Source organism: Thiomicrospira cyclica ALM1 (assembly GCF_000214825.1).
Classification (GTDB): domain Bacteria; phylum Pseudomonadota; class Gammaproteobacteria; order Thiomicrospirales; family Thiomicrospiraceae; genus Thiomicrospira; species Thiomicrospira cyclica.
The window spans coordinates 888,637-913,703 of record NC_015581.1 but is presented as its reverse complement, the minus strand read 5'-3'; the positions used below and the strand labels follow the sequence as shown (position 1 = coordinate 913,703).

General features: G+C 46.1%; 27 protein-coding genes and 4 tRNA genes. 8 read left to right on the top strand and 23 right to left on the bottom strand.

The features are described 5' to 3' along the window. Positions 1–48: 48 nt before the first annotated feature. The 3 genes from THICY_RS03935 to uvrC are packed head-to-tail and all read right to left on the bottom strand — an operon-like array spanning position 49 to position 3,382. A complete protein-coding gene (locus tag THICY_RS03935; RefSeq protein WP_013835313.1) occupies positions 49–978 on the bottom strand; it encodes an MOSC domain-containing protein in 930 nt (309 codons plus the stop codon). Further along, complete coding sequence (locus THICY_RS03930; RefSeq protein WP_013835312.1) at positions 966–1,538, bottom strand: DUF1415 domain-containing protein; 573 nt, start codon at positions 1,536–1,538, stop codon at positions 966–968. The genes THICY_RS03935 and THICY_RS03930 overlap by 13 nt, the downstream gene beginning before the upstream one ends. Then, positions 1,535–3,382 carry an excinuclease ABC subunit UvrC gene (uvrC, locus tag THICY_RS03925; protein ID WP_013835311.1) on the bottom strand — a complete coding sequence of 616 codons (1,848 nt, stop codon included), beginning with the start codon at positions 3,380–3,382 and terminating at the stop codon, positions 1,535–1,537. Before uvrC ends, THICY_RS03930 begins: the two co-directional genes overlap by 4 nt. A gap of 69 nt (positions 3,383–3,451) precedes the next feature. Between uvrC and THICY_RS03920 the strand changes: the two genes are divergently transcribed. From THICY_RS03920 to THICY_RS03905, 4 genes are read left to right on the top strand one after another with little or no spacing between them, the layout of a single operon-like run. Continuing rightward, on the top strand, positions 3,452–4,450 hold the full coding sequence (locus tag THICY_RS03920) for a S49 family peptidase (protein WP_013835310.1): 999 nt from the start codon (positions 3,452–3,454) through the stop codon (positions 4,448–4,450). 37 nt (positions 4,451–4,487) lie between these two features. Beyond that, positions 4,488–4,772: a peptidylprolyl isomerase gene (locus THICY_RS03915; RefSeq protein ID WP_013835309.1), complete on the top strand. Its 285-nt coding sequence runs from the start codon at positions 4,488–4,490 to the stop codon at positions 4,770–4,772. Positions 4,773–4,814: 42 nt separating this feature from the next. Beyond that, the gene (locus THICY_RS03910; RefSeq protein ID WP_013835308.1) at positions 4,815–6,998 is read left to right on the top strand and encodes a RelA/SpoT family protein; all 2,184 of its coding nucleotides are present in this window, start codon (positions 4,815–4,817) and stop codon (positions 6,996–6,998) included. Then, a complete protein-coding gene (locus THICY_RS03905) occupies positions 6,985–7,527 on the top strand; it encodes a DUF2062 domain-containing protein (RefSeq protein ID WP_013835307.1) in 543 nt (180 codons plus the stop codon). The genes THICY_RS03910 and THICY_RS03905 overlap by 14 nt, the downstream gene beginning before the upstream one ends. Here the strand turns inward: THICY_RS03905 and pgl are convergent. From pgl to THICY_RS03805, 20 genes are all read right to left on the bottom strand, one after another. Then, a complete protein-coding gene (gene pgl / locus THICY_RS03900; RefSeq protein WP_013835306.1) occupies positions 7,494–8,198 on the bottom strand; it encodes a 6-phosphogluconolactonase in 705 nt (234 codons plus the stop codon). The genes THICY_RS03905 and pgl overlap by 34 nt on opposite strands. Then, entirely contained in the window at positions 8,182–9,681 is a 1,500-nt protein-coding gene (gene zwf / locus THICY_RS03895) for a glucose-6-phosphate dehydrogenase (protein WP_013835305.1), read from the bottom strand. The genes pgl and zwf overlap by 17 nt, the downstream gene beginning before the upstream one ends. A 2-nt stretch (positions 9,682–9,683) precedes the next feature. Further along, the gene (gnd, locus tag THICY_RS03890; RefSeq protein WP_013835304.1) at positions 9,684–11,132 is read right to left on the bottom strand and encodes a decarboxylating NADP(+)-dependent phosphogluconate dehydrogenase; all 1,449 of its coding nucleotides are present in this window, start codon (positions 11,130–11,132) and stop codon (positions 9,684–9,686) included. A gap of 135 nt (positions 11,133–11,267) precedes the next feature. Then, positions 11,268–11,343 (bottom strand) — tRNA-Glu (locus THICY_RS03885). 53 nt (positions 11,344–11,396) lie between these two features. Beyond that, positions 11,397–11,472: transfer RNA gene (locus THICY_RS03880), tRNA-Gly, on the bottom strand. Between the two features lie 2 nt (positions 11,473–11,474). After that, positions 11,475–11,550 (bottom strand) — tRNA-Glu (locus THICY_RS03875). 23 nt (positions 11,551–11,573) lie between these two features. After that, a tRNA-Ala gene (locus THICY_RS03870) sits at positions 11,574–11,649 on the bottom strand. A 40-nt stretch (positions 11,650–11,689) separates the two neighbouring features. Beyond that, the gene (locus THICY_RS03865; RefSeq protein ID WP_013835303.1) at positions 11,690–13,222 is read right to left on the bottom strand and encodes an ABC transporter substrate-binding protein; all 1,533 of its coding nucleotides are present in this window, start codon (positions 13,220–13,222) and stop codon (positions 11,690–11,692) included. An 11-nt stretch (positions 13,223–13,233) separates the two neighbouring features. Then, entirely contained in the window at positions 13,234–14,568 is a 1,335-nt protein-coding gene (locus tag THICY_RS03860) for a TolC family outer membrane protein (RefSeq protein ID WP_013835302.1), read from the bottom strand. Between the two features lies 1 nt (position 14,569). Beyond that, positions 14,570–15,052, bottom strand: a complete 483-nt coding sequence (locus tag THICY_RS03855) for a CYTH domain-containing protein (protein WP_013835301.1) — start codon at positions 15,050–15,052, stop codon at positions 14,570–14,572. Continuing rightward, on the bottom strand, positions 15,037–15,855 hold the full coding sequence (locus THICY_RS03850) for a 3'-5' exonuclease (RefSeq protein ID WP_013835300.1): 819 nt from the start codon (positions 15,853–15,855) through the stop codon (positions 15,037–15,039). The genes THICY_RS03855 and THICY_RS03850 overlap by 16 nt, the downstream gene beginning before the upstream one ends. A gap of 24 nt (positions 15,856–15,879) precedes the next feature. Next, positions 15,880–16,776 (bottom strand): cysteine synthase CysM, encoded by an 897-nt coding sequence (gene cysM, locus THICY_RS03845; protein ID WP_013835299.1) that lies wholly within the window; start codon positions 16,774–16,776, stop codon positions 15,880–15,882. Between the two features lie 9 nt (positions 16,777–16,785). After that, on the bottom strand, positions 16,786–17,712 hold the full coding sequence (locus THICY_RS03840; protein WP_013835298.1) for a prenyltransferase: 927 nt from the start codon (positions 17,710–17,712) through the stop codon (positions 16,786–16,788). Beyond that, complete coding sequence (locus THICY_RS03835; RefSeq protein ID WP_013835297.1) at positions 17,699–18,538, bottom strand: hypothetical protein; 840 nt, start codon at positions 18,536–18,538, stop codon at positions 17,699–17,701. Before THICY_RS03835 ends, THICY_RS03840 begins: the two co-directional genes overlap by 14 nt. 6 nt (positions 18,539–18,544) lie before the next feature. Continuing rightward, entirely contained in the window at positions 18,545–19,417 is an 873-nt protein-coding gene (rluB, locus tag THICY_RS03830) for a 23S rRNA pseudouridine(2605) synthase RluB (protein ID WP_245534983.1), read from the bottom strand. 21 nt (positions 19,418–19,438) lie between these two features. Beyond that, positions 19,439–20,041, bottom strand: coding sequence for an SMC-Scp complex subunit ScpB (scpB, locus tag THICY_RS03825; RefSeq protein WP_013835295.1), 603 nt, complete (start codon positions 20,039–20,041; stop codon positions 19,439–19,441). Then, positions 20,038–20,883: a segregation and condensation protein A gene (locus tag THICY_RS03820; RefSeq protein WP_013835294.1), complete on the bottom strand. Its 846-nt coding sequence runs from the start codon at positions 20,881–20,883 to the stop codon at positions 20,038–20,040. Before THICY_RS03820 ends, scpB begins: the two co-directional genes overlap by 4 nt. Before the next feature lie 3 nt (positions 20,884–20,886). After that, positions 20,887–21,549: a site-2 protease family protein gene (locus THICY_RS03815; RefSeq protein WP_013835293.1), complete on the bottom strand. Its 663-nt coding sequence runs from the start codon at positions 21,547–21,549 to the stop codon at positions 20,887–20,889. Then, on the bottom strand, positions 21,546–22,169 hold the full coding sequence (locus THICY_RS03810) for an L-threonylcarbamoyladenylate synthase (RefSeq protein WP_013835292.1): 624 nt from the start codon (positions 22,167–22,169) through the stop codon (positions 21,546–21,548). The genes THICY_RS03815 and THICY_RS03810 overlap by 4 nt, the downstream gene beginning before the upstream one ends. 21 nt (positions 22,170–22,190) lie before the next feature. After that, positions 22,191–23,039: a PHP domain-containing protein gene (locus THICY_RS03805; protein WP_013835291.1), complete on the bottom strand. Its 849-nt coding sequence runs from the start codon at positions 23,037–23,039 to the stop codon at positions 22,191–22,193. Between the two features lie 97 nt (positions 23,040–23,136). Between THICY_RS03805 and THICY_RS03800 the strand changes: the two genes are divergently transcribed. Genes THICY_RS03800 through THICY_RS03785 form a run of 4 tightly spaced genes read left to right on the top strand, consistent with a single transcriptional unit; the run spans position 23,137 to position 25,057 of the window. Beyond that, positions 23,137–23,724, top strand: coding sequence for a septation protein A (locus tag THICY_RS03800; RefSeq protein ID WP_013835290.1), 588 nt, complete (start codon positions 23,137–23,139; stop codon positions 23,722–23,724). A 29-nt stretch (positions 23,725–23,753) separates the two neighbouring features. Beyond that, on the top strand, positions 23,754–24,044 hold the full coding sequence (locus tag THICY_RS03795; RefSeq protein ID WP_013835289.1) for a YciI family protein: 291 nt from the start codon (positions 23,754–23,756) through the stop codon (positions 24,042–24,044). Then, positions 24,041–24,502, top strand: coding sequence for a transcriptional repressor LexA (lexA, locus tag THICY_RS03790; RefSeq protein WP_013835288.1), 462 nt, complete (start codon positions 24,041–24,043; stop codon positions 24,500–24,502). The genes THICY_RS03795 and lexA overlap by 4 nt, the downstream gene beginning before the upstream one ends. Before the next feature lie 48 nt (positions 24,503–24,550). Further along, complete coding sequence (locus THICY_RS03785; RefSeq protein ID WP_013835287.1) at positions 24,551–25,057, top strand: asparaginase domain-containing protein; 507 nt, start codon at positions 24,551–24,553, stop codon at positions 25,055–25,057. Positions 25,058–25,067: the final 10 nt, after the last annotated feature.

Genomic DNA, 25,067 nt, shown 5'->3' with positions numbered 1-25,067 from the left:
TTTAGCACCATCGCGGGCTAAACGCACTTAAGATTGCTGCTTTGAAAGCTACTCACGCAATTCTGCCCGGCTACCCACGTGAATAGGTTGTGGGTATAGTTTGGTTTGCGTTAATAGTGTGTGCCCTAGTAACAGGTTTTGACCAAAATAAATTTGCGGATCATTTCGGTCACCATGAACACCTTGGCGATATGTTTTTAAGGTGCGCGTAGGTTCTTGCTGAATCTGCCCCGTCCTGAGATTAATGCTCGGTATGACACAGCGCGAGCAGGGCTTTACAATATTAAACGACTGCAAATTGTCACCTTGAATAATTAATTGCCTGGCCTGGTCTTCGGCATAGGCATCACAACCACCTATCACCAAATTGGGGCGAAAACTGGCCATCGCAATTGATGCGGCATGTTTAGCGTGGCTAATGCGGTCATTTAAATCATCTAAACTCTCTTGGGATATTAATAGCAAGGGAAACCCATCACTAAACGCCACCTGCTGATAGTGTCCCTCGGCATCGAGTGAGGCATAATTCGGGTCAATGGGTCGTTGCATCGTATTAGGTTGCTCTACTAACCAAGTAGGTTGAGCTAAATATTTGCTAAACCATTGATGCGCTGAATCCTCCGCTAAGCAGGCATGGCAGGTGTCCTGCCAAATTTGTACCCTACGTAATGGTGAACTTGATCGCTGTTGTTGCGTCAACGGATTTACGATTAATTCGGGCATTCCCGGTGCCTTAACGCTTAAGGGCAGCAGGTCTGGTTTTACAGGTTGTGGCAGCGAGTGTTGCAACGCTACTTCGGTGACCTCTACCAAGGCTAACTTGTGATATTGCCTCTGGGTGAGCATGCGCCCTTTGGCATCAATGAGCATCCAACGACGGTCACCCACTAAACCCCGGCTATCTAACCAGGCCTGCTCCACCTGAAAACCCCGGCAGGATTTAATGGGATACCGCCAAATCTCGGTTATTTGAAGCATGCGAGTCTCAAGGTTTCCAGTTGTTGGTAGCCCATCGCGCGGGCCTTTGCCATATTAGTAGCCGGTATCGCCTCGGGATCAGGGTGATGGTCTAGGGCTTGACTGAGTTGGTCTTCGCGAAGAATGTGCAACATGGGGTAAGGTGACCGATTGGTAAAGTTGGCTGGATCTTGCTCGTCGGCATCGGCAAAACAATAATCTGGATGAAAACTGGCCACCTGATAAATACCTTCATACCCATCCATCACTAATAGCTGTTCCGCCATATCTACCAGATCTAAATAATCCCAAAACCCTTCAAAACCATAAGGCAACACCAGCAAAGTCGTAGCAATATCAGATTGCTGATCTAGGCGTTGCCATTCGACTTGTAAAGCGGCCAGAACGTCTTCGGTTTTACGGTGATCCGTTATAGCATAGTGAATGCGATTGGCATCAAATTCGCGCTGGGCAAAAGGACAAAAATTAAGCCCTATCACGATGGTTTGCAACCATTTTTGCGTGGCTTGTAGGATAGCCTGCTGTTCTACTGCGGGCATAGAGGTTGTTGTGTCGGTCATAATTCACCATGAAAAAAGTCATAAATTTTTTGCGCTAAACTCGGGCTAATGCCCTTTACTTTTGCAAGTTCCGAGGCCGCCGCATTTTTAACCTGCGCTAAACCACCAAAATGGGTCAGTAATAATTTGCGCGTTTTAGGACCAACGCCAGGAATGTCTTCGAGCTGCGAATGGGTTTGGGCTTTTTGGCGGCGTTGGCGATGGCCGGTAATCGCAAAGCGGTGCGCCTCATCGCGGATATGGTTTATCAGATGAAGCGCGATGTCATCTGGTTCTAAATCAATGCCATCAAGGTTATGCGGCGTATAAAGAATTTCTAGCCCAGCCTTGCGCCCTTCGCCTTTGGCGACCGACACCAGCGGCAACTGATCCAGTTCCAACTCACGCAACACCGCAATCGCCTGGGTTAACTGCCCTTTACCCCCATCCACAATCACCAAGTCGGGTAACGGTTGCTGTTCGGTTTTTAACCGCGTATATCGACGCGTTAAAGCTTGATGCATCGCAGCATAGTCATCGCCACCGGTAATACCGCTGACATTAAACTTGCGATAGGCTTGCGATGCAGGCACACCATCAACAAATACGACACAACTGGCGACGGTTTGTTCGCCCATGGTGTGGCTGATATCAAAGCATTCCATATATTTGGGCGGTTGGACGAGATTCAAGGCATCCTGCAAGGCCACGACCCTATCCCACTGACTGGCTTTTTGTGATAAATGCTGTTTTAAGGCCGATTCACCATTGCTTAATGCCAATTGCACCAAACCTTTCGATGTGGACTGCCCCGCTTGTTTGATGGTAACCGCTTGCTGTTTTTTCTGACTCAACCATTCTTGTAACCAGGCCTGGTCAGCAATCTCATGGCTAATCAAGAGCGTTTTAGGAATCGGATGACCCTCATAATGCTGTGAAATAAACGCACTCATCGTTTCAGCCAAATTGTTATCATCGGCATATTTAAATTTGGGGAAATAGTTTTCACCGCCCCACAAATGGCCGCCACGATACATCATCAACGTGACGCAGGCCTGGTGATTGCGCGCTTGCACCGCAATCACATCTAAATCTTGCGACCCTGGTTGATTAATCAGATGTTGACTTTGAATGGTGCGTAACGCCGAAATGCGATCACGTAACAAGGCGGCTTTTTCAAAGTCTAATGCATCCGAAGCCGCTTGCATCTGCTGACCCAGCTCTTCAATCACATCAAAACTTTTTCCTTCTAAAAACAGCAGCGTTAACCGAACGTCTTGGGCATAATCCTGTTGACTAACTAAGCCGACACAAGGGCCAGAGCATCGCTTGATTTGATATTGCAAACACGGACGCGAACGATGTTTAAAAACGCTTTCCGCACATTGACGCACCGGAAATATTTTTTGCAAGGATTGCAGGGTTTGATGCACTGCGCCGGCATTGGGAAAGGGGCCAAAATAACGTCCTACCCGGCGTTTAGCACCACGGTGAAAACTCAGTGCCGGATAATCTTTTCCTGTTGAAACAAAGAGATAGGGATAAGACTTATCATCACGAAATAACACGTTATAGCGTGGATTGAGGCGTTTAATTAAGGTGTTTTCTAAAATTAACGCTTCCGATTCGGTATCGGTAACCGTGACGCTAATACGTGCCACCTGCGCCACCATCGCCTGCGTTTTAATCGCATCATGATTTTTAACAAAATAACTCGACACACGGCGCTTAAGATTCTTGGCTTTACCGACATAAATCACCTCGTCTTGGTCATTATGCATTTGATAAACGCCCGGCCGCTCGGTTAAATTCGCTAAAAACGCGCTCACATCAAACTTTAATTGATCCTTAAATTGATCCGACATAGGCCTACTAAAACGGGTTAGAATACAGGCTTTGAATTATACGCCAGTCGCAAAAAATTTGAGGTAAGAATGGATTCTAATAACCCTTGGACAGAAAACAAGCCAGTTGAAAACCCTGGACAACCTGCCCAGTCAGCCACACTTTCAACTAACGCTTTAGACCGTTTAGCCAATGCGGCCGATGCTTATGTTAAGCAAGAAAAGTGGTCGCGCCGCTGGACCAATACGCTCAAAATTGCGGTGGTTCTCTACATTACAGTTTCGATTGTAATGCTGGTTGGATTTTTGAACGGGCCAGGCAAATCAACCAGCAGCGGTAGTCATGCCGCACTCGTATCGATTCAAGGTTCAATCATGCCCAATAGTCGCACCAGTGCCAGCACCATTAATCCTCTGCTACGCGATGCCTTCGAAGACCGCAATGCCGTCGCGGTGGTCATCCACATGAACTCACCCGGTGGCAGCCCGGTGCAGTCGGCATTGATTAATGATGAAATTACTCGCCTAAAAGAACTGCACAATAAACCGGTTTACGTGGTGGCAGAAGACTTATGTGCATCAGGTTGTTATTATATTGCTGCTGCTGCGGATCAAATCTTTGCCAACAAAGGGTCTATTATTGGCTCCATTGGGGTTCGCTTTGATAGTTTTGGCTTCACCGAACTTATGGATAAGTTGGGTGTTGAAAACCGCTCGATGACGGCCGGTGAGTTCAAAACTTTTATCAATCCCTTTGGTGAAGAAGATCCAGCGGCCAAGCAGTTTTTTAAAGATCGGGTACTTGAGCGCACTCACCAGCAATTTATTGAAGTCGTTCAACAGGGGCGTGGTGATCGCTTAAGTGATGACCCGCTGCTTTTCTCAGGCTTAGTTTGGCTCGGTGATGAAGCTGTTGAACTGGGCTTGATTGATGGTTTAGGCGATCTGGGCTTTGTCGTCCGCGATATCGTTGGTGTCAAACAAGTACGCCGTTATGAAGCACAAAAAGGGTTTGTGGAGCATCTCCTTGGTGATTTAGTCTCTGAAACCGCGTTACATTTATCCAATCATTTCATTGGTTTACGTTAATTTTTATTACAAAGTTTTAAATTGAAGGACAAATATTATGGCTAAGAAAGCAAGCGCAAGACATATTTTAGTAGCAAGTGAGCAAACGTGTATTGACTTGAAAAACCAAATTGAACAAGGTGCCGACTTTGCCGAATTAGCACGTGCCCATTCGCAGTGCCCATCCGGTCGTTCTGGCGGTGAATTAGGCGAATTTGGACCTGGCATGATGGTGCCTGAGTTTGATCGCGTCGTTTTTAGCGCCCCTGTCAATGAAGTTCAAGGCCCGGTGCAAACCCAGTTTGGCTATCATTTATTGGAAGTGACCTCACGCACTGAATAAGTGTGTCAACCGCAACTTTCAAGACAATACTAGGTATCCATCATGTCTCCTGAACAACTCGCCCAATCCTTATTTCCTAAAAGAGCACCGAGCGATTTTTCTGAGGCGATGTTGGATGCCTGTCAGTTGGCTTTGGAAGCCCAATCTTTGCCAATGATTCACAGTGTGTCAAGCCTAGACGCCTGCTCGGTTTTAACCCAGCTTAATCTTGATGACACCACTTACATTGCAACGCTCGCCAGTGACTCTAACCTTATTCCTTACTACACTCGTGAGGACTTAGCCAAGCGCTTTGACCCACAGAGCGTCAAACTGATTGAAGGTATTCGCCGCCTTAATCAATTTAAAGAATTCGATCCCAGCACTCACTCCGATGCTGTGCAAACCGAACGCTTACGCCAGATGCTATTAGCTATGACATCAGACATCCGCATGATGGTGGTAAAACTCGGCTATCGTGTTGCGCGGTTACGCGATTTAAAAAATGAACCTGAACCGGTACGCAAGCAAATTGCTGCTGAAACGCAACTTATATTTGCCCCCTTGGCTAACCGGTTAGGCATTGCACAGCTAAAGTGGGAACTTGAGGATCTTTCATTTCGATTTTTAGAGCCAAAGCTCTACAAAAAAATTGCCACCGAATTAGCTGATAAACGGGTTGAACGTGAAAACTATATTCAAAATCTCATTGCCTATTTAACTCAAATGCTGGCCGATGAGGGTATTGAAGCACGGGTTACTGGACGCCCCAAGCATATTTATAGTATTTGGAAAAAAATGAGTCGCAAAACCCAAAGCCTTGATAGTCTTTATGATTTGCGAGCTTTAAGGATTTATGTAAAAGATGTCACTGAATGCTATCGATGCCTTAGCCTTGTCCATGAAAAATGGAATTTTATTCGAGACGAATTTGATGACTATATCACCTCCCCAAAGGATAACGGCTATCAATCGATTCACACCGTAGTCATCGGCCCTGAAGGCAAAACCGTTGAAATTCAAATTCGTACTCAAGAAATGCATCAGCATGCCGAATATGGTATTGCGGCGCACTGGAAGTACAAAGAAGGCGGTAAGGGGTATGACGCGCGCCTAGAGGCCAGCATTAATTCGATGCGTCAATTGCTTGAGCACCGCGATGATGCCGAGGTGTTTGATGAAATTTCGACCGAGCTGCAAAGTCAACACATTTATGTGCTGACACCGACCAATCAAATTATTACCCTGCCGCAAGAAGCCACGGCATTGGATTTTGCCTATGCCATTCATACGGACCTCGGCCATGGTTGTCGTGGTGCGAAAATTAATGGCCATATTATCCCGCTCACTCAAGCCCTTAAAACCGGTGATCGTGTTGAAATTTTGGCACTGCGCAATGGTGAGCCGAATCGTAACTGGCTTAATCCTAATTTGGGTTACATTAAAACTTCACGTGCACGCACACGAATTCGCAGTTGGTTTAACCGGCGTAATAAAGAAGCCAATATAGAAGCTGGTGAACAACTCTATGCCCGCGAAGCAAAGCGACTCAATGCGAAACATTTACCGGTTAAAGAGTGTGCACACTATTTCGGTTTTGAACAGTTAAAAGATTTTTATGAGGCTTTAGGCAAAGGCCAACTTAACGAGCGCCAACTTCTTAATGCATTGCAAAAGTTGATTCAACCAGGCCTGCTTACTGTCCAAAAACCCCTGAATTTCGTTACCAGTAAACCACTCGATTTGGATCAAGCCATCGCTGATGGATCACGCGCCTATGTTGTCGGCGCACCAAATCTACGCACCCATTTAGCGCCTTGCTGTGTACCAAAGCCAGGGGATGACATCATTGGCTTTGTTACCCGTGGTCGAGGGGTTACCATACATCGTCAAGACTGTAATAACATTCTCAACTTGGCCGATTACGATCGGCAGCGCCTAATCGCCGTAAACTGGATAGGCCAAACCGAAGCACCACCCAGACTATTGCAACTCACTTTGCATATATTAGCTTTTGACCGTAAGGGATTATTACGCGACGTCATGTCAAAATTAGCCGATTTTGATGTAAACTTAATTCGTTCAAATACTTTTACCAATCAAGCAGAGGGTACTGTGGATATGGCACTTGATATTGAAGTGATTGAGCACGCTAACTTAGGTGCACTGCTTGATCAATTAGAAGCCATAACCAACATAGAAGAAGTGAGTATTGTTTCGCAGAAGGAGCAAAATGCGGTCGGTTAAATTTAGTATCATTAAGGGGATTCGTGCAGTTAAATACAGTGAGTGGATCAATCGCAAATTCCCCGGCATTAAACATAAAGATTTATGGCGCCCAAACCGTAATGCATTTGCTAAGGCTGGATTTGTCGGGGCTTTTTGTGCCTTTATTCCGGTGCCACTGCAAATGCCATTAGCGGCGATTATTGCCTACTTTGCCAAAGCCAATATTCCGTTTTCGGTTGCCCTTGCTTGGATTACTAATCCGGTCACCATGTGGCCAATTTGGACCTTTGGTTACCTTGTAGGCGCCTGGATACTTGGCATGCCTACCCTGCGTAATATTGAAGTTACCGAGGGCTTAGGCGTTTGGGGTTGGTTGATTGAAGTGTTCCCGCAAATTTGGCTGCCCTTGTGGTTTGGTAATATTTTTATGGGATTACTGGTGGGCAGTATTTTATACCTAGTGATTCGATTTATACCCATCCCCCACTTTAACAGAGATGACAATTCCAAACTTCAAGCACCCAAACAAGCTGACTCATCCAAATAGACCTTTGTGACCTCGCTACCAAGCGGGGCTACTATGGGTAACTCATCGCCAGCCAACCACTCCAAAATCGCAGGATTCTTTTCAGCACCGGTAATCAGTTTAATTATTTGCCTAGAGCGATTTAAACAGGCTAAGGTTAGAGTTAAACGTACCGGCGGAGGCTTTGGGGAATCAATAACTAGCGCCACATCGCCTGCCAGAATGCGCCAGGCCTGGTTGGGAAACAAACTGGCAGTATGGCCGTCCTCCCCCATACCAAGCAAGGTCATATCAAACACAAGACCGGCAACCTGTTGCTGATAATCAGCCAGTGCCTCAGCAACCGGCCAATGGGTCTGCATCAGGTGCAGGTTAGCTTCCGGTATCGACACCTCATTAAGCCAATGGCTAAACAAAGCGGTTGCATTTCGCTGGGTATCGCCAAGCGGTGCCACACGCTCATCACCCGTATAAATATGCCAGCGTGACCAGTCCTGCTCCGTTTGCGCTAGGAGTTGATAAATACGATTAGGCGTACGACCGCCTGCTGTCACTAAATGAAATGCGCCGCGTGCTTTAATGGCGATCTCTGAGGTGGTGACAATGTCGGCAACCGCTTGCTGGGCCAATAACTCGCTGTTTTTAAAAATACGCCATTCTTTGGGGTAAACAACCTCAGCGGGACTCGTCATTATCCGCCCCCTCTGGCTCTAAACTCACTCGCCAATGCTGCCCCGGCTGGTCAAACAGTTTAATCGCATCGCGAGGACCCCAGGTGCCCGACGGATAGGTATCAATATAACCGCGATCGGATGACCAGGCCTGCAACACCGGTTCGACCACCTTCCATGCCGCTTTAACCTCATCAAAACGCAAAAACAACGAGCGATCGCCCTTAATCACATCCAGCAACAGTTCTTCATAAGCATCATGTTGTTCTTCATCCTCTTGACGCATACTGGCATCAAGCGAGACTTGTCGGGTATTAATCTCTAACCCAGGTTGTTTGGCCATCATTTCAATCCGAATAGTTTCTTCTGGTTGAATCCCAAACACCAACCAGTTAGGCGCCATTTTTTTCACTTGAGATTCACGGAAAAACTGCTTTGGGGGTTGTTTAAAACAAATCGAAATAATGGTTTGGTTCTTGGGCATATTTTTACCGGTTTGCACATAAAATGGCACGCCCGCCCAGCGCCAGTTTTCAATATAAAGTTTTAATGCCGCATAGGTTTCGGTCACGCTATCGGTTGCGACACCGGGCTCTTCTAAATAAGCCGGCATCGCCTTTCCACTCACCTTACCTGCTGAATATTGCGCACGATAGGCTTGGGCATTCACCGCCGACTTGGCGATGGGGCGAATCGATTTCAGCAGTTTAACCTTTTCATTACGTAAGTCTTCCGCTTCCATTGAAGCCGGCGGCTCCATCGCAATAATCGCCAGTAATTGTAATAAATGACTCTGAATCATATCGCGCAACGCACCACTGCCATCATAATAGCCAGCTCGGGTACCTATCGGTTTGGCTTCCGCATGAGTAATTTGCACATGATCAATATAGTTGCGGTTCCAGAGCGGCTCCATCAACAAGTTAGCAAAGCGAAACACCATCAGGTTCTGTACCATACCCTTACCTAGATAATGGTCAATACGATACATTTGTTTTTCATCTAACCAACGATTTAGCTGAGTTTGTAAACTTTTAGCACTTTCGAGATCATAGCCAAAGGGTTTTTCTAATACCACTCGACGCCAACCATCGCGCTCATCGAGCAACTGTGCTTTGGACAAATGCTGCACTACCGGACTAAAATCTTTCGGACTAATAGACAAGTAAAAAGCCATGTTTTTTGGATAGTCATGCTGTTCGAAATAGGCAGCCATTTCACAAAACGATTGCGGCTCATTAATTTCAACTTTAATATAGTCTAAACGCGCGCTAAAACGCTCAAAAACGGCATTATCTAAGCCTTTTCGTGCTAAAGGCAATACCGCTTGCCGAGCCTGTTCAATCCAATCATTACGTTGCCAATCGCGGCGACCCAATGCCACAATCTTAACTCCTGGGTCTAAGCGACCTAGCACTTCTAAATGATAAAAAGCCGGAAATAATTTGGTGAGAGATAAATTACCGGTAGCACCAAAAATAACATAGGTACAAGAAACAGGCATCATTACACCTCATAGGTTGTGGAATGTGCCAAACCGCCGGAACCCACCCAGTCGGTGTGATGCCATTCACCACGTGGACGATCGGTACGCTCATAGGTGTGCGCCCCAAAATAATCCCGCTGAGCTTGAATCATATTCGCCGAGCCATTGGCCGTGCGATAGCCATCATAAAAGGCTAAAGCGGCTGATAAAGCGGGCATTGCGATACCGGCTTGTACGCCAAATACAATGGCTTGGCGCCAGTTCATTTCGGCCTGATTCAGTGCTGTTGCAAAAAATGGCGTGAGCATCAAAGAATCAAGTTCCGAATTTTGTTCATAGGCGTGTTTAATTTCACCTAAAAAACGACTGCGTATAATACAACCGCCACGCCACATTAAGGCAATGCCGCCATAGTTAAGTGGCCATTTGTAATCATTGGCAGCTTGCTTCATGAGCATATAGCCCTGAGTATAAGAAATAATCTTGCTGGCATATAAAGCATCATGAATCGCTTGCAACATAGCTTCACGCTCCACAGCAGGGGCTTGAGCATGACTGGTTAACACCTTTTGAGCGGTAATGCGTTGCGATTTTAACGCCGACAAACAACGCGCATAGACAGATTCGGTAATGAGAGTGAGTGGCACACCTAATTCTAGTGAATTAATGCCGGTCCATTTGCCGGTGCCTTTCTGCCCTGCCGCATCCAATACTTTATCAATCAAAGGTTCGCCATCGGTATCTTTAAATTTTAAAATATCAGCGGTAATTTCAATTAAATAGGAGTCGAGTACGCCGCTATTCCATTTGGCAAACACAGCCTGACATTCATCGGCGGAAAGTTTTAAACCATAGCGCATCAATTGATAGGCTTCTGCAATCAACTGCATATCTCCATATTCAATGCCGTTGTGGACCATTTTGACATAATGACCTGCACCTTCAGGACCCACCCAATCACAACAGGCTTCATCATCAACTTTGGCGGCTATAGCCTGAAAAATAGGTTTAACTAACGACCAGGCCTGCTCATGTCCACCGGGCATAATAGAAGGGCCAAAACGCGCGCCCTCTTCACCACCTGAAACTCCAGTACCAATAAAGTGAATATTTTTTTCTGCCAAGGCACGACTGCGACGCGTGGTATCCGTATAGAGCGAGTTACCGCCATCAATAATAACATCACCCGGGCTGAGTAACGGCACGAGCTGGGCAATAAAATCATCCACTACTTGACCGGCTTTGACCATCAACATCACTTTGCGTGGCACTTCGAGCTGTTGAACTAATTCTTCAAGACTATAGGCGGCCTGAATAGGCAAATCAGCGACACGTTTTGCCATAAACTCATCGGTTTTGGCTGCTGAACGGTTATAAACAGAGACTTTAAAACCATGATCTGCCATGTTTAAGACTAGATTTTGACCCATTACTGCTAAACCAATTAAACCAATATCACTTTGTTGCATGGTCTGACCCCAATAAATTTAGTTAATGTTCTTAAAATTTATCACAAGATTAACAGAGATTATGAGAATTGTGAGGCTGGAAAAGAAAATAGCCAAAAAAAAACCAGTTATGATTACACAACTGGTTTTAGATAGTGGCGTCCCGTAGGGGAGTCGAACCCCTGTTACCGCCGTGAAAGGGCAGTGTCCTAGGCCTCTAGACGAACGGGACTAATTTTTGATGTATGACACGGCTAAGGGCCTAGGAAGCCGTGTAACGAAATTTGGAGCGGGAAACGAGACTCGAACTCGCGACCCCAACCTTGGCAAGGTTGTGCTCTACCAACTGAGCTATTCCCGCAATGGCGTCCCGTAGGGGAGTCGAACCCCTGTTACCGCCGTGAAAGGGCAGTGTCCTAGGCCTCTAGACGAACGGGACTAATTTTATCGTCGCGAAGGTAATGGTGGAGCTAGGCGGGATCGAACCGCCGACCTCTACAATGCCATTGTAGCGCTCTCCCAGCTGAGCTATAGCCCCTCGCGTTGATGGGCGTATTATAAAGAGTCAGCGTCAAGGGTCAAGCACTTTTTGTAAAAATTTTTCTCACCTTTACTAACGAATCATAACGGCCATCGCTATGCAATTGATAACCTAGAATATTTTTTCCAGTTACAACATATTGATTCTCATACCACAGCGGAATCACCGGTAAATCCTCGGCTAAGTGCGCCTGTAAAGCACGATAATAATAGGCCTGACTTGCCATATTAGGACTCTGCCCTGCTTTGGTAATCAATTCATCGGCAATGGTGCTCTGATAACGACCCCGATTAGCACCATTCGGTGGTAAGGCGTGGGATGCAAATACATAATCAAAAATATCTGGACTTTTAATGCCCACCCAGGCCAAACTAAACAACTGGAATCGACCTTGAACAATATCACTGTAAAAGGTACCCCAATCATAGCTTTGAATCCGCAAATCAATGCCAATTTGGCGAAGCTGATCCTGATATAAAGTAGCAATACGAATGCGCGTTGGGTCACTGGAGGTTTTAAAACTTAGCGGCAATAGATTATTAACAGATAATCCCAGCATTTCTCGCAGCTGCGTAATATGCGCTGTGGCCTGGGTGGGATTATAGGCCACTCCTGTTAAGCCACTATGCCCTGCCCAGTGCTCGGGCGGTAACAAAGCACCTGCGAGGCGCGCTTGGCCTTTAAACATGGCATGAATAATAGTTTGTCGATCGACACCCATTGCAATAGCTTGCCGGAGTAACGGGTTTGCGAGTAATGGGTCACTCATATTCATACCAATATAGGCAAAGTTACTGCCCACCTGCCAACCTACCTTCAGAGCGGGATGTTGATCGCAATAAGCCACTAGTTCCGGAGATAAATCATTTTGAATTAGGTCTAATTCACCCCTAACTAATTTAAGCACCCTAACCAAGGCATCCGTAACCACAACAAACTCGACCTTAATACCATCTTCACGTTCAAGCATCACACCCTGCTCGCTGGCACTAATAAAACGCATTGGACCACTGCCAACCGGGTTTTGGCCAAAATTATGGCCACTGGCAATTAAATCGGCCGGCAAGATGCCCAAACTTAAGCGACTAACAAACAGTGGATCGGGTTGATGGAGCAAAAAACTGAGTTGGTGATCATTGTCTTGCTGAACCCGAGCAATGTTGCGCAAATTTCCTCGATGGGGCGAGCCAAAATCCGCATCCAAAATTCGTTGATAAGTGGCTACCACATCCTGTGCGGTTAAGGTTTGACCATTATGAAAGCGGGCTAAGGGTTGGCGGAGAGTAAACTGGTAGTGCGTCGATGAAATAAGATCCCAATCGGCTAAAGACGGCTGAGGTTTTGAACTGTCATCAAAATCAATCAATGCTTGATAAAGCAAGCGATTTAAACGACTGGATAATGCGTCCGTAGCACGACCTGGGTCTAGGGTGCGAGGACGTCCGGTAATCCCCATTTTTAGATGATTATCGGCACTGGCTTGCTGACAAGCCGTTAAACCAGTTATTAGGCCGCCAGCCCCCACTAGTTTAAGTAGGTCGCGGCGGCCAACACGAGAACGCAGTGTCATCGAGCTTGCCTTTAAGGGGCGGCAAGCAACAGATCAACCTGTGCCAAATCATCGGGGTGCAATTGACCTAAAACTTGTTTAAGGCGCAACTGCTCAAGAACTAAGGCCTGCATGGCCTGAGCCAGATTATTTTGCGCATTAAACAGATTGGCACGAGCCGTGACCACATCAATCAGATTCCGCAAGCCAACACGATAACCCTCTTCCGCGGCTTCTAAAAACGCTTCATTTGATTTAACGGCTTCTCGCAAGGCATTCACTCGTGCTTGGCCCCGTTCGAGATTACGTAAACTGACGCGCGTATCTAAACTGGCTTGCTCGCGAGCTTCGCGCACCGCGGTCATTGCTGTTTGCGAACGTAATCGTGCCTCATCAATTCGCGAACTGGTCAAACCACCTTGATAAAGAGGTAAGGTGGCATTAATGGATACCTCGGTGTTATCGCCGCTGCGACATAGCAAAGGATCACGATCACTGCCACCACATTCGGTGCGAGTGTGTGAAAGACTGAGGTTAACATCAAACCAACGATCCGCCTTGCGGGTAATAATACCCTGCTCTGCTAAACGCTGTTGCTCAGCGGCAATTTGCACAGCTAGATTTTGACTAAACTCATTAATTAAACCAGCCTGCTCAGCCTCACGAATCAATCTGGCATCGGGTTGAATGCTTTGTTCCAGCGGTAAGGTTTGAACTTGTAGTACGGGCTGTCCGGTTAAACGACGTAAGGCTTCTTGGCTGATATCAACATTATTTTTCGCTTCAATGCGATCCGCCATCGCTAAATCATAGGCCGATCGCGTTTGTAATACATCGGTACGACTCGCCAAACCCACTTCTAACGCGGCTTGCGCTCGCTCCCATTGAATTTTTTCGGCGGCTTCGCGTGATTGGGCAAAGCTCAAGGTTTGTTGTGCTAAAAGCAAATCAAAATAGGCTTGGCTCACCCGAGTCATTAGATTTTGAACAACAGTGTCATATTGCATTTGCGCCAAATTGGTTCGAATCGTCGCCTCGTCAAATAAACTAAATGCTTCCCGGTTAAACAGGGGCTGGTCTAAACGCAAGCCCAGCGTTTGGCGATTTTGATTTCGTTCGATATCCGGGTAAGCAAAGCCCGCCTGCGCATTAATTTTGGGCAGTAGTAGCGAGCGTGCTTGCACAAGCTGTTGCTGGTCTGCCTCTAATTCCGTGCGAGCCTGTGCCAAGGTCGAATCATGGATCGCGGCCATTTGATAAACTTCAAGCAGGCCTGGTGCCGAATAACTTGCGCCACTAAAAACTACCAATCCTGCAAAAGAAAGACCAGTAAGCCATTGATTTATTTTATTTTTAACCTGCTTCATGTTATTTCCATTGACTGTAAGGATTTTTAGATAAGCTAACATTATAGTATTTCAAATCGTCTGTCACCTCTGCTCCAATCCAATCGGGCAGATCAATAGGCGTATTTTCATCTGGTAGTTCCAGTTCCGCAATGATTAATCCGACGTTGTCACCAAAAAATTCATCAATCTCCCAAACCCCAGTAGTTGCCGGAACTAAATAACGTATTTTTTCAATAACCGGTCCAACTGTCAGATTTTTCAACATATTTTCAGCATCCGCTAGGTCAATTGAATATTCATACTCATCACGACTTAAGCCAATTTCTAGGCTCTTGATATTAATATTGGCTTGATCACCCTCTAAGCGAATGCGCACCGAACTTTTACAAGAAGTTTCCTCGATTGAATTTAGGTAACCTTGCACGAAGCGGGTCTGCTTTATTACTTGTTCACGCCAATAATCGGCAATCACCAAAAATTTACGCTCTATTTCTCTGGCCATGCCGATACCTTTATATCCTTCGAAGGTTGTATTGAGTGCCAGGCCTGGTAATAGGCCTGCCAATGAGAATGGGAAGACGACTTTAATAACTCGGCTAACTCGTCAATATTGGCTTGATAGGATGATGGATCTAACCAGCCACGCATAAGCTGAAAACGTAGATAAATTAAATAGGTATTAATCACATCTAATTCGCAATAATCGCGAATGCCTTGAATATCACCGGCTTGAAATTGTTCTAAAACACCCGCACCACTCAAGCCCATTTTGCCGGGTAAGCCGAGCAGTAACGCAATTTCATCCAATTTAGCGTTCGCCCGTGGCTGATAGCCAGCCATGACATCCATCAAATCAATATGAGCAAACTGGTAACGGCTGATGTAGTTGTGCCATTTGCGCTCGCGGTTAAAATCGCCCATGTCCCAATAGGCCTGTGCTTGAATGCCATGTTTTAGGGCACGATAATGCAGGACGGGCAAATCGAACCCACCGCCGTTCCAACTGACCAGCGTGGGTTGAAAACGCCCGATGCCATCAAAAAAACGTTGTAACAAGTTGGCTTCATCGTCTGCAACATCACCAATCGACCAAATTTTTACGCCCTCGGCTGTTTTTAAAACCGCCGATATAGCAACAACCTGATGAAGAAAATGCTTGGGAAAGTCATTTCCTGTTTCTATGCGCCGTTTTAAACTCAGTCCCGCTAGGGTGTCCTGATCGGATAAATCATGCCAATCATAAACCTGACGTGCGGCACTGATATCCGGTACAGTTTCGATATCAAATACTAGAACTGAACTCATAGGACGTTTCTCATCAATAGCTATTTAACTCGCAGGGAAGACATTGGTTGATAAATAACGATCACCACGATCACAAATAATACAAACCACCTTGGCATTCGGGGTCGCAGTAGCGACTTGTAACGCAACCGCCACGCAACCACCAGAGGAAATCCCGGCAAAAATGCCTTCTTTCGCTGCTAGTTGACGCGTTGTTTCTTCCGCTAAGTCTTGAGACATATCGAGAATCTGATCAACTTGCTCAGGTTTGTAGATCGCTGGCAAATAAGCCGCTGGCCATCGACGAATACCGGGAATGGATGCCCCCTCGGTCGGTTGCACACCCACTATCTGAATGCCCGAATTTTTCGATTTTAAATAGAGGGATGTTCCCACAATAGTACCGGTGGTTCCCATCGCACTGACAAAGTGAGTTAACTGACCATCGGTATCGCGCCAAATTTCAGGACCGGTGGTATTAAAATGGGCTAAATAATTGTCAGGGTTGGCAAACTGATTGAGCAAATGACCCTCACCTCGTTCGGCCATGGCCAGAGCAAGATCGCGCGCACCTTCCATGCCCTCTTCTTGGCTAACTAAAATCAATTTAGCACCATAGGCGGCCATGGATGCGCGTCGTTCAATGCTCATATTGGCCGGCATTATCAACACCATTTTGTAACCCATCATCGCAGCAACCATCGCGAGAGCAATGCCTGTGTTACCACTGGTGGCTTCAATAAGCGTATCACCAGGTTTAATGTCGCCACGAATCTGTGCTTGTAAAATCATATTATAAGCGGGGCGATCTTTTACCGACCCCGCGGGATTCTGGCCTTCCATTTTGGCCCACACCTCAGCACCGTTGGCTAGTTTCGCCATACGAGTAATGCTGACCAATGGCGTGTTGCCAATTAAATCGGTCATATTGTTTATTTTCATCTCGATTTCCTAGCCCAACCAGGCACTTATCACTAAACTCAGCGTTAACAATATAATAACGCCCAAAATCATTACGACATTTTGTCTTAAAACAACAATGGCATCAGGTGTTTGCGTAAAACCGGGCTGAAGTTTAGCCCAAATACCCAGCGCAGGTAAAAAGCCGACGAGTGCGATGATACTCAACACAGGCAAAGCCTGGAATATAATCAGTAACAACAACCAGGCCAGACTCACCCATATGGTGATTTTAAATACCCGCAGTGCCTGCCTATCACCTATCGCTAATGGCAAGGTGCGCCGCCCGACTTTTTGGTCGGCGACCTGGTCTGGAAATTGATTGAGTAATAACAAATTGTTAATTAATAAAAAAGGCAATAAGGTTACCGCGATTAACCAGACCGGATAAGCACCGGTTAAGGCAAATGCAATCCCCATCATCATAACAACACCTAATCCAAAACCAGGTGAAGACCAACCTAAGAACGGATGACGTGTCATCCAGGGGCTATAGCTGAAAATAACCAGCAAACCTAATAAACCGAGTGGAACGATGCGCCAATCCCATAACCAAACAATATAAAACCCGAACAAAATCACTGCGCCCAATGCACCTAATGCTACCCGTTCAACAAAATTAATAGCCTCGGGCTCTAACTGTAACGAACCACTACCGCCATTAAAAGGCGTACGCTGAGTGATATTATCTAGGCCAGCTCTAGCATCATAGACCTCATTAAACCAGTTCACAATAGCATGAACCAACAAGGCCGCAATCGTGACCAATAACGCTAGCCCTGATGACAAAGGGTATCCCGCCCAATATAAACATGCGATCGTCAGTGCTGTTAGCAACGCGGTCAAAATTAAAAAATTAGGTCTACTGGAATAGTATAAAACCGCCAGCCTTGTTTGTCTGATCTTAAGGTTGGCCATGGTCTAACCGGTAACTTTCGGTTCGCACTTTCCAGCCTGGTAACCATGACATCTCCTCATTGGGCGCTAAGGTTACTCGTCGCTCTAAAACATGATAAGACGCCTCCGCAAACAAGGCTAACTTATTAGTTTCGTTCATATTAGCTAGATTTTTATGGGCTGATAACATCTGCTCAAGCACATCAAACAGTCCCCAGCCTTGGCCTTGATAACGCTCCTGAGTCAAATCTCCCCAACCTTTAAAGTTGGTATAGTCAACCAGTGCATAGCGTCCGGCCGTAGTGGCCATTAAATCAATAAACAACTGCCAACGTGGCTCTTGGTCTGATAATCCTAAGCGCGTTTTGGCGAGATCAGCTCGTTGTTCAAAACGTTGTAAGATAAAAGCCATTTGCAATGGCTGACTGGCGAGCAACCAGGCTTGCAAAGTCTGTATTTTGTCATCTTGGGCTTGTTGTGCGGCAATAAAAGCGGATCGATTAGGCCAAGGCGCGTGCTCGGCCAACAACCACTCAGGCGTTGCAATCTGCTCGGCTACAAACGCAGCCATCGCCGGAAATGCCGCTTCGAAAGGAACCTCTACATCGGCAGGCAACCAAATAAAGTGACCTAAGCCAAGTGATGGAAAAGCCTCTCGACTGCTCCAAAAAACCTGCCATTCCGCACGGTTGGCCGTTTCGTTAAAACGTATCCGATTGGCGAGATCATTAAGTTCTTGCGTTGATAGGGCAGGTAATAGACTTATCGGAGCCGTTGTATCCTTAGCCGAAACAGGTTGTGCTAGCAGGCTGACTAAGCCAAGTGCGGCGATAAACTTTGGCAACATCCGTGTTTAACGCCGCCGTGATGTTGCGTATTTTGCGCTACGTTTAGCACGATCTACCATGATACGTTTTTGACGTTCAGCCGCTTCCGGACGATGACGCAGGTCAGGTCGTGCTTCTTCAGGCAACTCAACCGCTTTTAAAAGTTTATTAACCTGCATCCAGTTTAAGGCCTCAGTTTTACCTCTACGCAAACCTTTTGGCAGGCTAATATCGCCATAACGCACCCGAATCAAACGGCTGACCTTAACCCCCTGAGCTTCCCACAAGCGACGCACCTCACGATACTTGCCTTCACGTAAAATAACACGAAACCATTGATTTTGAGCTTCCTCATCCGACGGTAACTTACCCACATAATCAAACTTCGCCAGTCCGTCATCCAGTTGAACTCCGGTACGCAAACGCGCCAAGATCTCTTCAGTGACCTCGCCAAAAATTCGTACCGCATATTCGCGCTCTAATTCGTATGACGGATGCATCATCCGATTGGCTAGCTCGCCATTGTTGGTCAACAACAATAAACCACTGGTGTTCAGGTCTAGACGACCGATACTGATCCAACGACCGTGAATAATTTTTGGTAACTGGCTAAAGATCGAGTCTCGCCCCTGCTCATCTTGACGCGAGCAGACCAAACCATCGGGTTTATGGTACAAAATGACCTGCGTGGGTTGCTTTTCGAGTCGCTCGGCTTTGACTTTTTGTCCACGTACCGATAATTGAGATTGTTCATTAGCACGGTCACCTAATTTCGCGGTGCGACCATTAACTTGCACTAAGCCTTGTTCAATCAGTTGCTCAATTTGACGGCGCGAACCGTAACCCGCTCGCGCTAGGATTTTTTGTAGTTTTTCATCTGCCATGGCGTTTTTGCTCATGCATCCTTAGTTAATAAGTTATTAAACGTCGATTTTAGCATTTTCTACTATGGCTGAGGCATTCTCTAGCGATTGGCTTGCTTTAAAATCGTTTAAACGTTTGGTTAATTCATCATGTAATTGCTGTGCCGAGGCCAGGCCTAAATCCTGCACTAGCTTGTCGGTACTTACCCATAAATAGGGTAAGCCAGGCACTTGCTTTTGGCCCTGTTGTGCAATCCAACCCAAATCTTTAAGCTGTTGCATGCTACCACTGCTCACCTGCACGCCGCGAATCGCTTCAATTTCAGCACGAGTAATCGGTTGTTTAACAACAACAATCGCTAAAATTTCTAACGCAGCACGTGAAAGTTTTGGAGCCGATTGCGGCAAAAAATGCTGTAACCAAGCCTGCTGTTCTGGGATTAAAACCAATCTAACACCTGCGGCATTGATTTTTAATCGCAACCCCAATGGCAAAATGGCGGCTTCTAAATTAATCAACAAACCATCCAAATCAAAAGGCTGCTGTGTTGTTTCAGCCAAGTACTGAAGGAGGGTTGATGCTGGCAGAGGTTCGTCAGCGCTAATTAACAAGGTCATAAGCTGTGCTTGTAATTTTGGAATTGGCTTGGCTTGATTCATGCCGTAACACCCTCGACACTCAACCATTGGGTGCCATCATCTTGAAATAGCTGCACACGTCGCTGACGCCACAACTCTAGCAAGGCAATAAACGTTACCACCAGGCCTGGTTTGCCCTCCTGCGCCAACACAAGGTCAAGTATAGGAATTCGGCAATGAGCTTGCTCGGCTAAATAGGTTTCGATATAGGCCATTTTATGACTAATTAAAATCGTTTCTTCACCAACCTGGTGGGGTTTGACTAAGGCTTGACGCTGCAGCACCGCTTGTAGCCCTCGCCACAAATCCGCTAAAGCTATCGCCGGCACAGGTTGCTCGGTTTTGGCACCATGATCTTCATCTTCTTGCAACTCATCCCAGTTGGCTGCTAAGGAGACCGGATAGTCAGCCTGAGCTTGTACAACCTGCTCAGCTAGCCATTCCGCACTGTGTTGATAGGCTTGATAATCGAGCAGCTGTTGCATTAAAGCTTCTCGCGGATCGTCTTCTGGCTCGTCTTCCGCTTGCGGCGGTCGCGGTAATAATAACCGGGATTTAATTTCAGTTAACCAAGCCGCCATGTAGAGATAGTCGGCTGCCAGCTCCATATCCATCTCTTGCATCATGCCCAAATAAGCTTGATATTGTCGGGTAATTTCAACCACCGGAATATCGGCTATATCAAAACGGTTAACCTTAATAAGGTAGGATAATAGATCAAGTGGCCCCTCAAAGGCACTGAGTAAAACTGTTAGGGCTTTGTGCGGAATATAGAGATTTTTTGGCAGGCGTGTTACTGGCTCACCCTTGACCCAGGCTAGGGGCAGTTCAAGCTGAACCGGAATATTTTCGCCATCGCTCACGGCTTAAACTCCAATCAATCCAAGCATAAAACGATATGTCGCTTGATAAGGTCCACTGAGCAACCAGCTCACCACACCCAATACAACCAACCCAAGTAAAATAAATAAGCCAAAAGGTTCTAAGCGATTGTATTGCCAAGCCAGCGGCTTTGGTAAAACCGCTGATACCAGACGACTTCCATCGAGCGGTGGAATCGGCAGTAGATTTAAGAGCATTAAAATAATGTTAATGCTCAAGCCAGCGATACCCGAATAAATTAAAAATTGACCTACTTCGGGTTGATTACCCACTAGAATAAAGCCTAGTTTGAGGATCAGCGCCCATAGTACGGCCATCAATAAATTCGCGGCCGGACCCGCAATGGCAACCACAGCCATATCTCGTTCGGGCTTTTTAAAATTGCGGACACTTACTGGAACCGCCTTGGCCCAACCGAAAATAAAGCCACCTAAAAATAGCAAGACCGCAGGTACCAATAGGGTGCCAATCGGGTCGATATGTTTAATCGGGTTCAAGGTCACACGCCCAAGCATTCGCGCAGTTTTATCGCCTAGCTTTTCGGCCGCCCAACCATGCGCGGCTTCATGTAGGGTAATGGCAAAAATGACCGGTAAGGCCCATATGGCTAATAACTGCATAAAGTTGAGTTCATGCATTGCCATCATTCGTCAAACACTCCCTGACCCAATCGAACGAGCTGTGGCACATCATCGGTAAAATCGATAATGGTTGTTGGTTCATAACCTCCAAAACCACCATCAATAATCACATCTAATTGGGATTCTAGCGTTTCTTTAATCGACCAAGCATCGGCCATCGGCAAGCTATCACCGGGCAGAATTAAAGATACGGACATCAAAGGCTTATCAAAGTAACTTAATAGTGTTTGACAGACCTGATTGGGTGAAACACGCAAACCAATCGTTTTCCGTTTAGGGTTTTGAATTCGCCTTGGCACTTCACGGCTCGCCGGTAAAACAAAGGTATAAGGTCCTGGAAGATGTGCCTTTAAATAACGAAATTGCACATTACCAACCTTAGCATAATGAGACAGGTGACTTAAATCGGGACACATTAAGGTAAAGTCGTGTTTATCATCTAAACGTCGAAGCTGACGAATACGCTCAGCACCGTCTTTATTATCCAATAAACACCCTAGCGCATAACCCGATTCCGTTGGAAAAGCGACAATGCCACCCGCTTCCAATCGTTCTACGGCTTGGGCAAGCAATCGTGGCTGTGGATTTTCCGGATGAACTTCAATATATAAGCAAGGATTTGACATAGATTATCTTTTTAACTCGTTTTAATAACAGGCTTTAGTTAACCAGGCCTGCTGAATGGGGGTAACACCGGCAGGAAGCTGCGCCAAAGCCCCCAACTGGCGCCAAGTTTGTTCAGGCCCGTGGTAATCAGAACCGACAGAGGCCATTAATTGATGACGTTTAGCGCGGTCGGCCATACCGATGGCTTCAGAACTAGCGAATTTTTGAGTGACCACTTCCATACCAGTTCCTCCAGCCGCTTTAAAGTCGGTTAACAAGCCATTTAATTTACGACTGGTTAATTTATATTTACCTGGATGAGCCAATACCGCCTGTCCGCCCGCCTCATTAATAGCCGACACCACATCTTCCAAACTCGGCCAGTCGGCGGTCACAAAACCCGTACGACCTTGTTTTAAAAATTTGTCAAAAGCTTGATTAATTGAATTAACGTATTGGCGTGACATCAAAATTTGGGCGATGTGAGGTCGGCCAACCACGCGATCGGCAACCAATGTCGTTAATTCGTCTAGCATACAAGGATGGCCCCGTTGCTGTAACCGCTGATTAATCGCTTCAGCTCGTTGCCAACGAAGCGCTCGAATTCGCGTCAACAAAGCTTGTAAAGAGGCATTATTAACCGAAAAATTAAGCCCCACAATATGTACGGTACGATTTTGCCATAAGGCTGAAATTTCAACGCCACTAATTAACTCCAACCCTTGTGTATTGGCATAATCCACGACCTGTTGATAACCCGCGGTCGTGTCATGATCAGTAATGGCCAAGCACCCAATGGTTTTTTTAACCGCCAGATCAATGAGTTCTTGAGGGCTTAAGCTGCCATCAGAGGCTTGGGTGTGGCAATGAAAATCAACTTTAGTTGTCATAATCCTACAAACAATTCACTTTATTTAAGCTGTTATTATAACCAGTAAGCTTATAGAATAATGCACAACATTAATTAATCATGAGTTTCGCTCTGTAATGAAAATATTATTTGATCTGTTTCCCGTTATCTTATTTTTTATCGCCTACAAGATGTATGACATTTACATTGCAACTGGCGTTGCCATCGTCGCAACCATAATTCAAGTAGGCTACCTCTATGCGCGTTACCGCAAAGTAGAAAAAATCCACCTCATCACCCTTGCTTTAATTGTTGTATTAGGCGGTGCCACTATTCTGTTGCAAGATGAAGCCTTTATTGCTTGGAAACCGACCGTTGTTAACTGGGGCTTTGCCGCGGTATTTTTAGCCAGTCATTATATGTTTGGTAATAAACCGATTGTGCAGCGTATGATGGACAGTTTAATCCAAATGCCTGATCAGGTATGGGTAAGACTGAGCTATATGTGGATTGCATTTTTTGTCTTTAGTGGGGTTATCAACCTTTGGGTTTATTACAACTTCTCGTTAGATGCCTGGGTTAACTTTAAGCTGTTTGGCCTAATGGGATTAACCTTTGCCTTTATCCTGATTCAGGGCTTATATATCAGTCGCTATACACAACAAATTGACAGCGAAGAAACGACTGCCGAGGCAACTCAAACCGTCGATATTAAAAAAGACTAACTGACATTCACTTGCAAAAGGAACACCTAATGTTATTTGCGATCATGGCACAAGATGTTAACGACAGCCTAGCTAAACGCTTGGCGGCACGACCAGAGCACTTAGCACGTCTAGAAGCCCTCGATGCCCAAGGACGATTAGTCTTAGCTGGCCCTCACCCGCTTATGGACGGTCAAGAAGGTTTTAGTGGCAGTTTAATTGTGGCTGATTTTGATTCCTTTGAACAGGCATCGGCATGGGCAGATGCCGACCCTTATGTCGCCGCTGGTGCCTATGACAGCGTTGAGATTAAACCCTTTAAGCAGGTCTTTCCAAAATGAGTAAACTCGCCTATCTCATACCAAAACGCCAACAAAAACTGGCCTTTAATGACAATGCCGCTTTTGAACTGATCGACGAGGATTGGGTGGAAGTTCCACTGGTCGGTTGGACCTATGCTGGTGAACCCCGTCAAATGGAACTGGATTATGACACGGTCAGTATCCCAAAAAGCTTGGTTAAAAAAGAAACCTTTGCCTTGCGCGTTAAAGGTGACTCTATGATTGAAGAAGATATTTGTGATGGCGACATTGTGATCATTGAACGCTGCAACTCAGCAGAAAATGGAGAATCGGTGGTGGTGCGCATTAATCAAGAAGAAATCACCATGAAAAAACTGTTTATCGAGCAAGATGGTGTACGTTTACAGCCAGCAAATGCCGAGATGAAACCAATTTTTTTAAAGAATCAGGATATTGAAATCCTAGGAATTGTGCGCGGCATACTGCGCCCAACCTAACCTTAAAAAAACTACCCCCTTAACCTTTTTGCCCATGTGAGGGTATCTATGGCTCAGATCAGTATATTAGCTTGTGGCGGTACGCTAGATAAAGACTATGATCCCCTAACGGGTGAACTAGTGTTTGGTCACACCCATCTAATGGAGTTACTGAATCAAGCCAATCACACGCTTCATATTTCAGTGCAAGAAATCATGCTAAAAGACAGCCTGTTGATGGATGATGCTGACCGCGACCTTCTCTACCAGGCCTGCTCAAAAACACCTAACCAACAAATTGTGATTACCCACGGCACCGATACAATGCCCGAAACCGCAACTTATCTGGCTAATCGCGCAGCAAATTTGGCACAGAAAACCCTCATTTTAACCGGCGCGATGCGACCTTTTAAGTTGGGGCAATCTGATGCCAGCTTTAACTTAGGTGCGGCTCTGATGGCCGTACAACATCTTCCCGCAGACGTTTATATTGTCATGAATGGCCAGGTTTTTTCAGCCCATCAGGTGCAAAAAGATCGAAGCAGGGGCGTCTTTCTAGCCAACACTGAACATTAATTTCCTATTG

Coding starts and splice junctions, on each gene's coding strand:
- THICY_RS03935 (WP_013835313.1), bottom strand. CDS start 978: ATGCTTCAAATAACCGAGATTTGGCGGTATCCCATTAAATCCTGCCGG.
- THICY_RS03930 (WP_013835312.1), bottom strand. CDS start 1,538: ATGACCGACACAACAACCTCTATGCCCGCAGTAGAACAGCAGGCTATC.
- uvrC (WP_013835311.1), bottom strand. CDS start 3,382: ATGTCGGATCAATTTAAGGATCAATTAAAGTTTGATGTGAGCGCGTTT.
- THICY_RS03920 (WP_013835310.1), top strand. CDS start 3,452: ATGGATTCTAATAACCCTTGGACAGAAAACAAGCCAGTTGAAAACCCT.
- THICY_RS03915 (WP_013835309.1), top strand. CDS start 4,488: ATGGCTAAGAAAGCAAGCGCAAGACATATTTTAGTAGCAAGTGAGCAA.
- THICY_RS03910 (WP_013835308.1), top strand. CDS start 4,815: ATGTCTCCTGAACAACTCGCCCAATCCTTATTTCCTAAAAGAGCACCG.
- THICY_RS03905 (WP_013835307.1), top strand. CDS start 6,985: ATGCGGTCGGTTAAATTTAGTATCATTAAGGGGATTCGTGCAGTTAAA.
- pgl (WP_013835306.1), bottom strand. CDS start 8,198: ATGACGAGTCCCGCTGAGGTTGTTTACCCCAAAGAATGGCGTATTTTT.
- zwf (WP_013835305.1), bottom strand. CDS start 9,681: ATGCCTGTTTCTTGTACCTATGTTATTTTTGGTGCTACCGGTAATTTA.
- gnd (WP_013835304.1), bottom strand. CDS start 11,132: ATGCAACAAAGTGATATTGGTTTAATTGGTTTAGCAGTAATGGGTCAA.
- THICY_RS03865 (WP_013835303.1), bottom strand. CDS start 13,222: ATGACACTGCGTTCTCGTGTTGGCCGCCGCGACCTACTTAAACTAGTG.
- THICY_RS03860 (WP_013835302.1), bottom strand. CDS start 14,568: ATGAAGCAGGTTAAAAATAAAATAAATCAATGGCTTACTGGTCTTTCT.
- THICY_RS03855 (WP_013835301.1), bottom strand. CDS start 15,052: ATGGCCAGAGAAATAGAGCGTAAATTTTTGGTGATTGCCGATTATTGG.
- THICY_RS03850 (WP_013835300.1), bottom strand. CDS start 15,855: ATGAGTTCAGTTCTAGTATTTGATATCGAAACTGTACCGGATATCAGT.
- cysM (WP_013835299.1), bottom strand. CDS start 16,776: ATGAAAATAAACAATATGACCGATTTAATTGGCAACACGCCATTGGTC.
- THICY_RS03840 (WP_013835298.1), bottom strand. CDS start 17,712: ATGGCCAACCTTAAGATCAGACAAACAAGGCTGGCGGTTTTATACTAT.
- THICY_RS03835 (WP_013835297.1), bottom strand. CDS start 18,538: ATGTTGCCAAAGTTTATCGCCGCACTTGGCTTAGTCAGCCTGCTAGCA.
- rluB (WP_245534983.1), bottom strand. CDS start 19,417: ATGAGCAAAAACGCCATGGCAGATGAAAAACTACAAAAAATCCTAGCG.
- scpB (WP_013835295.1), bottom strand. CDS start 20,041: ATGAATCAAGCCAAGCCAATTCCAAAATTACAAGCACAGCTTATGACC.
- THICY_RS03815 (WP_013835293.1), bottom strand. CDS start 21,549: ATGATGGCAATGCATGAACTCAACTTTATGCAGTTATTAGCCATATGG.
- THICY_RS03810 (WP_013835292.1), bottom strand. CDS start 22,169: ATGTCAAATCCTTGCTTATATATTGAAGTTCATCCGGAAAATCCACAG.
- THICY_RS03805 (WP_013835291.1), bottom strand. CDS start 23,039: ATGACAACTAAAGTTGATTTTCATTGCCACACCCAAGCCTCTGATGGC.
- THICY_RS03800 (WP_013835290.1), top strand. CDS start 23,137: ATGAAAATATTATTTGATCTGTTTCCCGTTATCTTATTTTTTATCGCC.
- THICY_RS03795 (WP_013835289.1), top strand. CDS start 23,754: ATGTTATTTGCGATCATGGCACAAGATGTTAACGACAGCCTAGCTAAA.
- lexA (WP_013835288.1), top strand. CDS start 24,041: ATGAGTAAACTCGCCTATCTCATACCAAAACGCCAACAAAAACTGGCC.
- THICY_RS03785 (WP_013835287.1), top strand. CDS start 24,551: ATGGCTCAGATCAGTATATTAGCTTGTGGCGGTACGCTAGATAAAGAC.